Origin of the sequence: Gilliamella sp. B2969 (assembly GCF_026536195.1) — a bacterium.
In the GTDB taxonomy this organism is placed as follows: domain Bacteria; phylum Pseudomonadota; class Gammaproteobacteria; order Enterobacterales; family Orbaceae; genus Gilliamella.
Window position 1 is genome coordinate 57,173 of the sequence record NZ_JAFNOP010000011.1, and the last position, 13,298, is coordinate 70,470.

Consider the following 13,298-nt stretch of genomic DNA (forward strand, 5'->3'; position numbering starts at 1 on the left):
TGAAATAGCGAAAACTAAGGAGAATGTCATGCCATTATTAGATAGTTTTAAAGTCGATCATACTAAAATGAACGCACCTTTTGTCCGTATTGCTAAAACAATGAAAACCCCTAAAGGTGATGATATTAGTGTATTTGATCTTCGTTTTACTGTTCCCAATAAAGAGTTATTGCCAGAAAAAGGCATTCATACATTAGAACATCTATTTGCAGGATTTATGCGCGATCATCTTAATAGTGATAAAGTCGAAATTATTGATATCTCGCCAATGGGATGTCGAACCGGATTTTACATGAGCCTGATAGGTAAACCAGAAGAATCACGAGTGGTAGATGCATGGCTACAATCTATGCAAGATGTATTAAATGTTGAATCACAAAAACAGATTCCCGAATTGAATGAATATCAGTGTGGGACTTACAAAATGCACTCACTAGATGAAGCAAAAGCAATTGCACGTAAAATTATTCAGTCAGGAATTGGAATTTGCAATAATCATGATATTGCATTAACTGAAGAACAACTCGTAACAATCAATCAATAAGGAAATAATATGCCAAATGTTGTTATTGACTTTTTAGAAGGTCGCACTATAGAACAAAAAAGAGAAATGGCAAAACGTGTAACCAATGCTATCGCCGAAACACTAAATTGTAAGCCTGAAGCAGTACAAATTATTATGCACGAAATTTCAAAAGACCAAATTGCGAATGGTGGTGTTTTGCGGTGTGATAAAGATTAATTAAACTCAAGACTCAATTTATACTCAATCAAAAAATAAAAAGCGTTTGTCATAATTTATGGCATATCATGCACATTTCATTTAAAACCTTAAAAATCATTCTGTTTTTAAGGTTTATCTATTTTAAATCTTGGGCAACGTTTGTAATATTGAACATGATATAAAATACTTAGTGATTGCAATGAAGGTGAAGTAAATGCCCCATTTTACTGACTTTGGTTGCCAAATAGTGCTCATTATTAGGATTTTCACCCACTTCTAACGGCACCCTTTCAGTAATTTTTATGCCTGCTTGTTCAAGCACTCTTATTTTTTCTGGATTATTGGTTAATAGTCTAATATCAGATACACCAAGTAATGTTAGCATGTCTGCGCAGAGCGTAAAGTCACGTTCGTCAGCAGCAAACCCCAGCTGCTCATTCGCTTCTACTGTATCTAGTCCTTGATCTTGCAGAGCGTAAGCGCGAATTTTATTAAGCAAACCAATATTGCGACCTTCTTGACGATGATAAAGTAAAATTCCCCGTCCTGCTTGTGCTATCTGTTTTAAAGCCGCCTCCAGCTGAAAACCACAATCACAACGTAAACTAAATAGCGCATCGCCAGTTAGGCACTCTGAATGAATTCTTGTTAATACCGGCTCTTTATTTGCAATATCACCCAAAACTAACGCCACATGATCCTTACCAGTTGCAATTTCTTCAAATCCCACAATAGTGAAACATTCCCATGGGGTTGGCAGTTTTGCTTGTGCAACAAGTTTTAATTGCATCATTATCTCCGTATTGAATAAAACTTAAATAGAATTTTTTAAAAAACTCTCTTCCATGCTAAAATATATAGCAATTTGTGCTTAATTGAGTTTTTAAATGGGGTTAATAATAAAAAAAACAATAGCCACGCTGGCTATTTTCTTAGTTATACCTTTAGTAATTATAGCTATAAATTGGCATTGGCAACCAGAATCATTAAATAATACATCCAAATTTTTTTTCGTCATAACAGAAACGGCAAGTTTTCCTTGGGCAATAATAACATCATTCGTTTTGTTTATCCTGTTTTGCTTATTATTAAACATTAAAACGACAAAAAAAATAGTATTAATAGGAATACTTCTTGTGGGTGCAATACTAACGGGGCAAATGATTAAAGCTGTTATCAAATCTCAAACGGCAGAATCTCGACCCTATGTATTATGGATGAATAAACAATATCAATTGAGTGATGATAAATTTTATTCGTTGACTAAATCGGAAAAAAAACAACTCATTGATCAGTTATTGACTAATTCCAACATGATCCCAACTTGGTTACGTGAACATTGGCAAAACGAAACAGGTTATTCATTTCCATCAGGACATACTTTATTTGCAGTAACATGGGCTTTTTTAGCAGTAACATTATTAGGCTTTAAACGCCATTATATTGTGGTCTATATGTTGATTATTTGGGCATTATTAATTGAAATTAGTCGATTATGTTTGGGTATGCACAGCCCAGTTGATCTGTTGTGTGGTGTTTTAGTTGCTTGGATCATTTCATTAATTTGCTATTTTTATGCACAAAAATATCATATAGTAGATAACTGATAATTAGCGTAAACCGTGTTGAAATAATATTTGAGAATAACGCTCATTTTAAATAACGTTAAAATAATAAAAAGGTTATTATTATGAAATTTATTATATCCATTCTATTGATAATTATTATTTTTGCCCTATCTATTTCGGTAGGCGCATTCAATGATGAAGTGGTAACATTTAACTATTTATTTGCTAAAACCGAATTAAGATTATCAGTTCTATTGGCGCTATTTTTTGGCTCTGGCTTTATTATTGGAATGATATTAACAGGAATTTTCTTTATTAAATTAAAACTACAACATTCTTCAACAAAACGTAAATTAAATAAATTACAAAAAAAATATGATGATAGTATAGCTGATCATCAAAAAGATAATTTAATTAAACCTCATCAAGAATAAAATATTATGTTTGAATTGTTATTTCTATTATTACCTATTGCTGCCGCTTACGGTTGGTATATGGGCGATAGAAATGCTAAACAAAAATATACAAATCAATCAAATCGACTATCTCGAGAATATGTAGATGGTCTTAACTTTCTTTTATCTAACCAAAAAGATAAAGCTGTCGATCTGTTCCTTGATATGCTTAAAGAAGATGAAGGCACGTTAGAAGCACATCTGACTTTAGGCAATTTATTTCGTTCTCGTGGCGAAGTAGATAGAGCGATACGAATCCATCAAGCATTAATGGAAAGTTCATCCCTCTCTTTTGAACAACGATTATTAGCCATTCAACAACTTGGACGTGATTATATGGTTGCAGGTCTTTATGACCGCGCTGAAGAGATGTTTTTACAACTCATTGATGAAGAAGATTTTCAACAACATGCGTTACAACAACTTATTTTTATTTATCAATCAACCAGTGAATGGATTAATGCAATTAATACTGCCACCAAGTTGGTTAAACTCGGCAATACAAAATACAAAACAGATATAGCACAATTTTATTGTGAGTTAGCTTCGCTTGCTATCGCCAATGAAGACCTTGAAAAAGCGTATAGTTTATTACAAAAATCGGCAGCAGCCGATGCTAAGTGTGCTCGAACCTCATTGATGTTAGGACGCGTATTGATTGTGCAAAATAAAATTGAACAAGCAATTGAATCATTCAAACAGATACTTGAACAAGATAAAGCCTTTATCGGTGAAGCTTTACCTTTATTAAAAGAGTGTTATCTTAAATTAAATAAAGAAGACGAATTTCAGCAGTTTTTACAATTATGTGTTGATCAAGATTCAGGCAATGTCGCTGAACTCATGCTTGCCGATATCATTGAAAAAAAGAGAGGTCTTGATGCAGCACAGAACTATATGTATCGAGAGTTATTAAAACACCCTAATTTAAAAGGGTTTTATCGTTTAATGGATTACCATGTTGCCGATGCCGAACAAGGTCGAGCAAAAGAGAGCCTATTATTGTTACGTAATATGGTAGGTGAACAAATAAAAATAGTACCAAATTACCGTTGTCAAAAATGTGGATTTACGGTTAATTCAATTTACTGGTTATGCCCTGGTTGTCGTTCATGGTCTACAATTAAACCTGTTCGTGATTTTGAACAGCATTCTGAAAAATAAAGAGTTTTTTATGTTTTTAATCGATTCGCACTGTCATTTAGATAGTTTAGACTTTAATACTAAGTCAATTGAGCAAGTACTACAAAAAGCAACTGAAAATGATGTTAAACACTGCTTAAGCGTAGCAACAACCTTATCTGGTTATGAATCAATGAAGCGCTTACTGACACCTTACACTAATCAATGTTCTTTTTCGTGTGGTATTCATCCCCTTAATCTTGATGACGAACCTTATGACGCTGACCGCTTCGAAAATTTGGCTAAAGAAGAGAATGTTGTCGCTTTAGGTGAAACAGGACTTGATTACTATTATCAGCAAGATAATCTAGAGCTTCAACAGCATAATTTTATTGAACATATACGTCTTGGAAGAAAGCTTAGCAAGCCAATCATCGTCCATACACGAAATGCCAGACAAGATACATTAACAATCTTAAAAGAACAGCACGTCCATTCAGGTGTGTTACATTGTTTCACCGAAGATATTGATACGGCAAAAAAACTATTAGACTTAGGTTTTTATATCTCTTTTTCAGGCATTATTACCTTCAAAAATGCCGAAGCGTTAAGAGAAGTGGCAAAATTTGTGCCATTAGATCGTATTTTAATCGAAACTGATTCACCCTATTTAGCTCCAGTACCTTATCGTGGTAAAGAAAACCAACCTGCTTATGTGCGGGAAGTTGCGCAATATTTATCGGTTCTCAAAGGTATTTCTTTAGCGCAACTAGCACAGCAAACCACTTATAATTTTTGTCAATTATTCAATCTTCGAGGAAAGTTAAATGAAGTATAAATTAGCTATTGATTGGGACCATTTTCTAGCAAATTATTGGCAAAAAAAACCCGTTATTTTACGAAAAGCCTTTGCGGAGTTTGTCGATCCAATCACACCCGATGAACTTGCTGGACTCGCGATGGAAGAAGAGCTTGATAGCCGAATTGTGACGAATAAAAATGGAAAATGGGATGCTAAATTTGGTCCTTTTACGCATTACGATGATCTGGGTGAGGATCACTGGAGTTTATTAGTGCAAGCGGTAGATCATTGGCATGAACAGGCAGCAACGTTAGTTGAACCGTTTAAGTGTATTCCTCATTGGCAATTTGAAGATCTTATGATTTCTTATGCAACAAAAGGGGCTGGTGTTGGACCGCATATTGACAACTATGATGTTTTTATCATTCAAGGTATGGGATGTCGACGTTGGCAAGTTGGCGATCGTAATCCTAATTACAAACAGTTTAGTGCTCACAAAGCGCTATTACATGTAGAAGCTTATCAGCCGATTATTGATGAAGAAATCACCGCCGGTGATATTTTATATATTCCAATTGGCTTTCCACATAATGGTGTATCAATTGGCGAATCACTAAGTTATTCAGTTGGCTTTAGAACGCAAACTTCACAAGAATTATTAAGTGGTTTTGCTGATTATGTGATTGATAACTTACCAAATGGGATTTTTTATCAAGATCCAGACTTAAAATTACCAAGCGATCCTTATCGTATCGAGCCCTATGAGCTAGAAAAACTACAAGGGCAAATGATCGACCTCATCAAAAACCCAGACTTATTCAATGACTGGTTTGGTAAACACATCACAATACCTATGCATGATCTTAACATCATCCCAGCAGATCCCGCCTATGAGCTAGATGAATTTGAAGAAATTCTAAAATCTGGTGCCGAACTACATCGTGTACCGAGTATACGTATTGTAAAAATAGAGGATACGGCTTATATAAATGGTGAAAAAATACCCTTACCGATGGAAACCATCGACCTATTATGTGAAACCGATGTACTTTACTACGAACAATTACAAGATGAACAAACCCTAAATGTCATGTTAAAATTGGTCAATCTTGGTTACTGGTATTTTGACGAAGAGTAAATTTTGTTCAAAAACTATTGGCTAAAAAAAGCTACCCGAAAAAACTGCAAAATGGCGAAATTATCGGCTAATTTGTCTAAAAAATTAGATAGTTATAAAATTTAACCAAATAATTTCGCCTCAATAAAAATAAACAAAATAAAACCGACTAATTTCGGCTTTTCATTTGGATTTTTATTACTTTTAAGTATATACTTGCCCCGCTTTAAAATACCCGCCTGTTTAATGATGAATTACATCATAAATGCTTTTTATTAGTGAACGATCTTTTTAACAACTAGAGGTACACATGAATAATGAAACAATCCTAGTCAAGCAAGCCGAAAGTGAAAACCAGAAAATTACCCCATATCAAAAAAAGACGCTTTTCGCATCTACAGTTGGTTATGCTCTAGATGGTCTAGACATGATGATTTTAGGTGTTTGTTTTAGTCTCATCGCTGCAACCTATAATCTGACAAAAGCAGATCTGGGTACTTTGACCTCTGTCACGCTTTTAGGTGCGGTAATCGGTGGTATTTTATTCGGTATACTTGCTGACAAATATGGTCGGGTAAGGGTTTTTTCTTGGACTATTTTAATTTTCTCTTTATTTACTGGACTTTGTGCGCTCTCCCCTAATTACGAATGCTTTTTAATTTTTCGATTTCTAAGTGGGCTCGGTTTAGGTGGCGAATTTGGCATTGGCATGACACTTGTTTCAGAAAGTTGGCCTAAAAGCAAGCGCTCAAGAGCAACTTCTATTGTCGCATTAGGCTTTCAATTAGGTATTATTTTAGCAGCATTAACAGTCAACTTTATTGGTGAAGTTTATGGTTGGCGCTGGGCTTTTGCGATGGGAGTATTGCCTGCTTTATTTGTTGCTTGGACACGTAAAGGACTAAAAGAACCCGAAATTTGGCAAAATTTAAAAGATCAAAATAAAAATAAAATCGCAATTAACAAGTTATTTAAAACACCAAAAACGACAGCCACTACTATTGGTTTAACCATAGCCTGCGCGGTACAGAATTTTGGCTTTTATGGACTGATGGTTTGGATGCCAAACATGATTGCAACTGAATTAAAATTACCGTTCAAAAACACTATGTTTTGGACCATCTCAACAACGATTGGGATGTCATTAGGGATTTTAATCTTTGGTTGGCTATGTGACAAATTTGGTCGGCGCCCTTCTTATATTGTTTTTTTACTGGTTTCTGCTATATCGATTTGGTTTTACTTTCACCAAACAGATATGGTGATTCTTATTATATTTGGTTCTGTAATTGGCTTTTTTGTCAATGGAATGATGGGCGGTTATGGCGCATTGCTTGCTGAACACTACCCAACAGATGCAAGATCAAGTGCCGAAAACATTATTTTCAATGTTGGACGGGGAATTGCTGGCATATCGCAAGTTTTGATTGCTTATTTAGCCACTGTTTATTCCATCAGTTATGCCTTAGCGTTACTTTCGACCGCTTATTTACTGTCTGCGGCTGCATTTATCTTTTTAATCCCCGAAACAAAAGGTAAGACATTAGAATAATACAAAAAAACAGGGCTACTGCCCTGTTTAAATAACTTAGCCGATTAATCAAAAAAATATTAATTAGTGTTACATGAAGCAGGGGTTAATGTTACGCTAAATATCTTTTCATCATTAATATAATAGCTATGAACAGCACCATTAGGAAATGCACCTCTAAACTCTTTAATTTGTTGATTATCCGAACAGTAAACCTTTTTCAAACTTTCAGTTGTCATTTTTTCGGTTTCAGGGATTTGCAATGAATCCTTAGATACATTAATGATATAGCGATAATTAATTACATCATTATCTTTAAAGATATCAACTAAGCTAGTTTTTGAATCAACTTTAGCTGGGAGTACTTTTTTTGCCTCACTAATAATTAAATCTTGTAATTTAGTGAGATCAGCTTTATCAGGCGCCTTTACCTTATTACTATTATCACAACCGAACAAAACAACACACATTAAAGCTATTGAAGTGATTTTTAAGAATTTCATATAATATATTCCTTAGTTATTATTTCGTTGATTATAAATTAGATAGTTTTACAAACGTATATAGCGCATTTTTTATATTATTACCACATAAATTTATGTACAGACAATAAAGTTATAGAATATTCTTCGCCAACACATAAAACTTGTAACACATTAATTGAAAAAAGCGACAAAGAAGGCTAAAACGCTAACAAGCTTTTACTCGTGATAGTTACCCCATCGATTCATCCATAAAAAATATAACTAATTTTTTGCTCATAGCCATTTTTTTAAAAATTAAAGCGTATTTTGTGCTTTTAAGCGATTTCTTCAATTCACTATCTAAATAAAAAGGGCTTTAATTCGCCCTTTTAACATAAAATTACCCATAATTTTACAATGGTTGCACCCCATTGAAAGCATTATTTATTATCGCAATCGCTTGGTTTTAACGTTAACGTTAATGCTTTATCGTTATTGATGTAATAATTATGAGTCTCCCCTTGAGTAAAAGCAGTTCTTATTGCGCTAATGCCAATATCTTTACCGCAATAGAAAGTTTTTAATTTAGCTAACATTGCGTTTTGATTAGTCTGAGCTTGTAATGCATCTTTAGTGAGGTTGTTTACCGAATATTTATAACTAATCATATTATCGTCTTTCGCAACATCGACTAAAGTGACATTTTGATCAATACCTGAAGGTAATTTTTGTTTTACTGCTTTAATAATAAGATCTTGAGCAAGATTATAATTACCGTCCTTTATTTGATTGAGAATATTTTCTGTTTCTAACTTCGTTTTATCGTATAAATCTTGGGCTTTGTCACCTACGGCAGAACTCGTGTCTACCACTTGTTGTTTAATATCATCCATCTTAGATTTTGAATCATCACAATTGACTAAAAATAACCCCATTATTGATAGAACGATTACTTTGTATGTTTTCATTGTAAAACCCTTTTAAATGTGGAGAGTTGTTGAATATTTCTAATGCCTGAAAATAGCGGCATCTAAATAATTTAATGTATATAAAACTCATTGATTAAACTTCAATTTTTAATGGTTGATAAATCAATCTGCTTATCATGGCAGTTATGGATTAATTAGTGTGATAACCACCTGTTACGCCATAAGTTTCGGCTGTAGTATAACTGGACTCTTCACTTGCTAAATGTACATACACGCCACACAGTTCAACAGGTTGACCAGCGCGTTGTAAAGGTGTTTGTTTACCAAATTCTGGAATCGCTTCACTTGGCTGCCCACCACAAATTTGTAATGGTGTCCAAACAGGGCCTGGGGCTACACAATTCACACGAATGCCTTTACTTGCCAATTGTTTAGCCAGTCCACGAGAAAAGGCAATAATAGCAGACTTGGTTGAAGCATAATCAAGAAGATTTCCACTCGGTTGGAATGCTTGAACTGATGATGTAGTAATGATTGTTGAGCCTGGTTTTAAATAATTTAACGCCGCTTTAACTACCCAAAATAATGAAAATACATTTATTTCAAAGGTTTTTACAATTTGCTCAGTGGTCAATTTCGCAATATCTTCAACTGCAGTTTGTTTGCCAGCAACCAATGTTAAGTTATCTAATCCACCAAGCTTATCATGCGCTTGTTTAACCAGTTTTTTACAAAAAGATTCATCACTTAAATCACCTGGAATCAATACCGCTTTGCGGCCAACAGATTCAATTACTTTAGCAACATCCTCAGCATCCTTTTGTTCAAACGGAAGATAGTTTATTGCTACATCAGCGCCCTCTTTAGCATAAGCGATTGCCGCAGCACGACCTATGCCAGAATCCCCACCGGTTACTAACATTTTTCGACCAGCTAAACGTTGGTGCCCTTGGTAACTTTTTTCACCGCAATCAGGAATGGGTTTCATATCACATTGTAGCGCGGGCGCGGTTTGTTTTTGCTTTTGAAATTTTGTATGGTGATATTTTGTTGTTGGATTATAAATTTGTTCACTCATCGTTTTTTCTCCTAAGTTAAATACGTTTTTTATAAATCAAAATAACTTAATAAAATCATTAAGATAAAACAAAATACTATTTCGAAAAATTATGCAGTAAATAAATTAAATATATGTGATGGTAAAACTTACTATTTGTTTTTATATCATCACCCTCATGTAGGAATGGAATATTGGGTGAATTGTTATAGATAGCTATCCTTGGCAGGTTAATAGGACCGTGAATAATATTAAACGTTGAATTATTTATTGGTGATATATTATTCTTTTTTAGTCTAGCAAATAAATTGATATTAAGCCAGATATAACCAATTACATTAGCTTGTTATTATTTGAATTCGTCAGTTTGTTAAAACTAAAAATGTTGTCTATAAGCATAAATATACTATCTCTCTTTCTGTGTAGAAATTAGACGTGACCGATTTAATCTTCGTCACAGTCATCAGGTTGTAATTCAACGATGATTATTTCTTGATCATCAATATAATAATGATAATTTGCACCATTTGGAAAAAAATGTTTTAGCTGTTTCACTTCGTCATTATCACTACAATAAGTTCTAAGCAATTTATCCCGAATCGTATCTTGAGTCGTTGGTAATAAGAGAGCATATTTAGACATATCTTTTACTTCGTATTTATAATTAATAACGTCATCTTCTTTGTAAATATCAACCAAAGTGGTAAGTGCATCAACAAATATGGGTAATTTTTTTTTAACAGGATTAATAACTAAATCATCAACCGTGTTATTTTCCTTTGGTGATGAACTAGCATTATTATTCTTATTTGAAGGTGAATTTTTTTTCTTGTTATCACAATTAATTAACAAAAAACACATTAATAGCAAAGGAATTATCTTAAAATTCGTCATAGTTGTCTTTCCCTTTAAATTACTGAATAACCGATACTTTTGTATATAAATTTTATGCAGTCTTCTTTGAAAAGATAATGAAGAACGTTAGAAAATATTGTTAATAAAACAGCAATGAAACATCGCTAAAATGGCGTATTAATATGATTAAAAAATAATTATTAGAATTACTTAGTTTTGATTCTGAAATAATGTTTAATTAAAAATAACGTTTAACACGCTATCGTTAATCGATAAAATCACTGCTTTATAATTTGTGACTAAGCTAAAAGTTAACTATAAACGACTATTATTGATGTGTGACAAAAAATTTTTTACTGTTTAAGCTAATCTTATATTAATCTATTTTTATTTCATTGAATAGAGACAACAATTGAATTAATTGATCGTACTAGCTGACGTTATTGTTACCACGTTTGAGCAGAATTTTTCACAAGCTATACGCATTGATTAAAAAAAAGTTGCACTTTTTTTAAAAACGAGTATTTTGTTAAAAATAACTTTTTGAAAATGACATAATTTTAATATATAAGCTTATGAACTTTTTACGTAAAAACGTCCTCATTAATATCCTAGTCAGCGTGGTCATTATTCCTGCGCGGGGGCGTTTTTCGATGTAAAAATATGTTCATACATAGAATTAAAACCCCCGCCCCCAAAAGCGGGGGTTTTTTTATGAATAATAAACAAGCAGAATAGAATAAGTGAGGAAGAAATGTTAGGAACACAGTGGATAGTAAAAACCTTAAAAGAAAAAGGCGTAACTACCGTTTTTGGATATCCTGGTGGACAAATTATGCCTCTTTATGACGCGCTTTATGATGGTGGTATTGAACATGTTTTATGCCGCCATGAACAAGGCGCTGCTATGGCAGCCATAGGCTATGCCAGGGCCACCGGTAAAATTGGCGTTTGTATTGCAACATCAGGACCAGGGGCAACCAATATCATTACCGGACTTGCTGATGCGTTGATTGATTCGGTACCGATTGTTGCGATAACAGGACAAGTTCCAAATAAACTAATAGGTACCGATGCATTTCAAGAAGTGGATGTATTAGGATTATCATTAGCTTGTACTAAACACAGTTATTTAATTGATCAAGCAGAAAACTTACCCAATATTTTAGAAGAGGCTTTTTATTTAGCCAATTCAGGCAGGCCAGGACCAATACTTATTGATGTTCCTAAAGATATTCAGCTTGCAGATCTTAATTATCAAAAATATTTATCGCCAATCACAACTCATCTTAATCTTAATAATACTTCAAAATCCAATATCTCTCCTGCTGACATTGAACTCGCTAAAACCATGATATCCCAAGCTAAAAAACCTATGCTATATATTGGGGGTGGAGTTGGTTTATCTGGCGCGATTGACGAGCTTAGACAGTTTATGAATTTTACTCAAATACCGAGTGTATCAACACTTAAAGGTTTGGGCGCGGCTGATATCAATAATCCTTATTATTTAGGGTTAATTGGTATGCATGGTTCAAAAGCAGCTAATTTAGCTGTGCAAGAGTGTGATCTATTAATTGCTTTAGGCGTAAGATTTGATGACCGGGTCACGGGCAATTTAAATGAATTTGCTCGGCATGCCAAAGTGATTCATATTGATATTGATCAAGCTGAAATTAATAAATTAAAACAAACCCACTTAGGGTTACAAGGTGATATAAAAAGCGTTCTACCATCAATTCATCAAGCTGTTGCAATAGGTGACTGGCATAACAAAATCCAAGAATTGAAAAACCTATATCCCACTCGCTATGATCATCCAGGCGATCCAATTTATGCACCAGCATTATTAAAAACGCTATCTGAGCGAAAGTCGCCAACTACAATTGTAACAACTGATGTCGGTCAACACCAAATGTGGACAGCACAACATATGCAGTTTAATGATCCCAAAAATTTTATTACTTCAAGTGGACTCGGTACCATGGGATTTGGATTACCTGCGGCAATTGGCGCTCAACTCGCCAGACCTAATGACAGTGTAATTTGTATTTCTGGTGATGGTTCTATCATGATGAATATTCAAGAACTCACTACAATTAAACGCAAAAAGTTACCGATAAAAATTGTTTTAATTGATAATCAACGTTTAGGTATGGTAAGGCAATGGCAAGAGTTATTTTTTAACCAACGCTATAGTGAGACTAATTTATCTGATAATCCCGATTTTTTAATGTTAGCCAAAGCATTTGATATAACTGGTGAAAAAATAACAAAAAAATCTGAAATTGAACCAGCAATAACTAACATGCTAAATTCGCCTAATGCTTATTTATTGCATGTTTGCATTGATGAATTAGAAAACGTTTGGCCATTAGTACCACCTGGTGCATCTAATGAAAATATGTTAGATAAAAAGGGAAACAATAAATGATGAGTGAAAGAACGAAACAGCAGCTATGCATTAAAGCTTATGACAATTTAGGGGCACTAGAGCGTATTTTACGTGTCATACGTCATCGTGGTGCGCATATTGAAAACTTAACAATGCAAATTGAAGATCAACATATTTTTGCCTTAGTGTTGACATGCACCACCGAACGCAGCGTTGCAGCTTTATGCAATCAAATTAACAAATTAGTGGATGTAATTTCAGTTGAAATATGAATTTGTT

At 33.8% G+C, this 13,298-nt stretch carries 15 protein-coding genes; 10 read left to right on the plus strand and 5 right to left on the minus strand.

Annotation, left to right across the window (positions count from 1 at the left end; translation table 11 throughout):
* The first annotated feature begins 28 nt into the window (after positions 1-28).
* Complete coding sequence (gene luxS / locus J3U66_RS10685; protein ID WP_267333421.1) at positions 29-544, plus strand: S-ribosylhomocysteine lyase; 516 nt, start codon at positions 29-31, stop codon at positions 542-544.
* A 9-nt stretch (positions 545-553) separates the two neighbouring features.
* Positions 554-742, plus strand: a complete 189-nt coding sequence (locus J3U66_RS10690; RefSeq protein ID WP_065634899.1) for a 2-hydroxymuconate tautomerase — start codon at positions 554-556, stop codon at positions 740-742.
* Between the two features lie 169 nt (positions 743-911).
* Here the strand turns inward: J3U66_RS10690 and ribA are convergent, their stop codons facing one another.
* Positions 912-1,514 (minus strand): GTP cyclohydrolase II, encoded by a 603-nt coding sequence (ribA, locus tag J3U66_RS10695; RefSeq protein WP_267333465.1) that lies wholly within the window; start codon positions 1,512-1,514, stop codon positions 912-914.
* A 346-nt stretch (positions 1,515-1,860) separates the two neighbouring features.
* On the opposite strand from ribA, the gene J3U66_RS10700 reads away from it, so the two are divergent.
* From J3U66_RS10700 to J3U66_RS10725, 6 genes are all read left to right on the plus strand, one after another.
* Positions 1,861-2,331, plus strand: coding sequence for a phosphatase PAP2 family protein (locus tag J3U66_RS10700; RefSeq protein ID WP_267348947.1), 471 nt, complete (start codon positions 1,861-1,863; stop codon positions 2,329-2,331).
* An 83-nt stretch (positions 2,332-2,414) separates the two neighbouring features.
* Positions 2,415-2,726 (plus strand): LapA family protein, encoded by a 312-nt coding sequence (locus J3U66_RS10705; protein WP_267333419.1) that lies wholly within the window; start codon positions 2,415-2,417, stop codon positions 2,724-2,726.
* A gap of 6 nt (positions 2,727-2,732) precedes the next feature.
* A complete protein-coding gene (gene lapB / locus J3U66_RS10710) occupies positions 2,733-3,911 on the plus strand; it encodes a lipopolysaccharide assembly protein LapB (protein WP_267333418.1) in 1,179 nt (392 codons plus the stop codon).
* 10 nt (positions 3,912-3,921) lie between these two features.
* Entirely contained in the window at positions 3,922-4,707 is a 786-nt protein-coding gene (locus tag J3U66_RS10715) for a YchF/TatD family DNA exonuclease (RefSeq protein WP_267333417.1), read from the plus strand.
* Complete coding sequence (locus J3U66_RS10720; RefSeq protein ID WP_267333416.1) at positions 4,697-5,809, plus strand: cupin domain-containing protein; 1,113 nt, start codon at positions 4,697-4,699, stop codon at positions 5,807-5,809. Before J3U66_RS10715 ends, J3U66_RS10720 begins: the two co-directional genes overlap by 11 nt.
* A 289-nt stretch (positions 5,810-6,098) precedes the next feature.
* Positions 6,099-7,340 carry an MFS transporter gene (locus tag J3U66_RS10725; protein ID WP_267333415.1) on the plus strand — a complete coding sequence of 414 codons (1,242 nt, stop codon included), beginning with the start codon at positions 6,099-6,101 and terminating at the stop codon, positions 7,338-7,340.
* 59 nt (positions 7,341-7,399) lie between these two features.
* Here J3U66_RS10725 and J3U66_RS10730 read toward each other — a convergent pair whose 3' ends face one another.
* The 4 genes from J3U66_RS10730 to J3U66_RS10745 all read right to left on the minus strand — a co-directional run bounded on the left by J3U66_RS10730 (position 7,400) and on the right by J3U66_RS10745 (position 10,663).
* The gene (locus J3U66_RS10730; RefSeq protein WP_267333414.1) at positions 7,400-7,822 is read right to left on the minus strand and encodes a hypothetical protein; all 423 of its coding nucleotides are present in this window, start codon (positions 7,820-7,822) and stop codon (positions 7,400-7,402) included.
* Positions 7,823-8,223: 401 nt separating this feature from the next.
* Positions 8,224-8,751 carry a hypothetical protein gene (locus tag J3U66_RS10735; RefSeq protein ID WP_267333413.1) on the minus strand — a complete coding sequence of 176 codons (528 nt, stop codon included), beginning with the start codon at positions 8,749-8,751 and terminating at the stop codon, positions 8,224-8,226.
* Positions 8,752-8,902: 151 nt separating this feature from the next.
* On the minus strand, positions 8,903-9,790 hold the full coding sequence (locus tag J3U66_RS10740) for an SDR family oxidoreductase (RefSeq protein ID WP_267333412.1): 888 nt from the start codon (positions 9,788-9,790) through the stop codon (positions 8,903-8,905).
* A gap of 423 nt (positions 9,791-10,213) precedes the next feature.
* The gene (locus tag J3U66_RS10745) at positions 10,214-10,663 is read right to left on the minus strand and encodes a hypothetical protein (RefSeq protein WP_267333411.1); all 450 of its coding nucleotides are present in this window, start codon (positions 10,661-10,663) and stop codon (positions 10,214-10,216) included.
* 715 nt (positions 10,664-11,378) lie between these two features.
* Between J3U66_RS10745 and ilvG the strand changes: the two genes are divergently transcribed.
* Positions 11,379-13,058, plus strand: coding sequence for an acetolactate synthase 2 catalytic subunit (gene ilvG, locus J3U66_RS10750; RefSeq protein ID WP_267348949.1), 1,680 nt, complete (start codon positions 11,379-11,381; stop codon positions 13,056-13,058).
* On the plus strand, positions 13,058-13,291 hold the full coding sequence (gene ilvM, locus J3U66_RS10755) for an acetolactate synthase 2 small subunit (RefSeq protein WP_267343504.1): 234 nt from the start codon (positions 13,058-13,060) through the stop codon (positions 13,289-13,291). Before ilvG ends, ilvM begins: the two co-directional genes overlap by 1 nt.
* The last annotated feature ends 7 nt before the right edge of the window (positions 13,292-13,298 follow it).

Coding starts and splice junctions, on each gene's coding strand:
- luxS (WP_267333421.1), top strand. CDS start 29: ATGCCATTATTAGATAGTTTTAAAGTCGATCATACTAAAATGAACGCA.
- J3U66_RS10690 (WP_065634899.1), top strand. CDS start 554: ATGCCAAATGTTGTTATTGACTTTTTAGAAGGTCGCACTATAGAACAA.
- ribA (WP_267333465.1), bottom strand. CDS start 1,514: ATGCAATTAAAACTTGTTGCACAAGCAAAACTGCCAACCCCATGGGAA.
- J3U66_RS10705 (WP_267333419.1), top strand. CDS start 2,415: ATGAAATTTATTATATCCATTCTATTGATAATTATTATTTTTGCCCTA.
- lapB (WP_267333418.1), top strand. CDS start 2,733: ATGTTTGAATTGTTATTTCTATTATTACCTATTGCTGCCGCTTACGGT.
- J3U66_RS10715 (WP_267333417.1), top strand. CDS start 3,922: ATGTTTTTAATCGATTCGCACTGTCATTTAGATAGTTTAGACTTTAAT.
- J3U66_RS10720 (WP_267333416.1), top strand. CDS start 4,697: ATGAAGTATAAATTAGCTATTGATTGGGACCATTTTCTAGCAAATTAT.
- J3U66_RS10725 (WP_267333415.1), top strand. CDS start 6,099: ATGAATAATGAAACAATCCTAGTCAAGCAAGCCGAAAGTGAAAACCAG.
- J3U66_RS10730 (WP_267333414.1), bottom strand. CDS start 7,822: ATGAAATTCTTAAAAATCACTTCAATAGCTTTAATGTGTGTTGTTTTG.
- J3U66_RS10735 (WP_267333413.1), bottom strand. CDS start 8,751: ATGAAAACATACAAAGTAATCGTTCTATCAATAATGGGGTTATTTTTA.
- J3U66_RS10740 (WP_267333412.1), bottom strand. CDS start 9,790: ATGAGTGAACAAATTTATAATCCAACAACAAAATATCACCATACAAAA.
- J3U66_RS10745 (WP_267333411.1), bottom strand. CDS start 10,663: ATGACGAATTTTAAGATAATTCCTTTGCTATTAATGTGTTTTTTGTTA.
- ilvG (WP_267348949.1), top strand. CDS start 11,379: ATGTTAGGAACACAGTGGATAGTAAAAACCTTAAAAGAAAAAGGCGTA.
- ilvM (WP_267343504.1), top strand. CDS start 13,058: ATGAGTGAAAGAACGAAACAGCAGCTATGCATTAAAGCTTATGACAAT.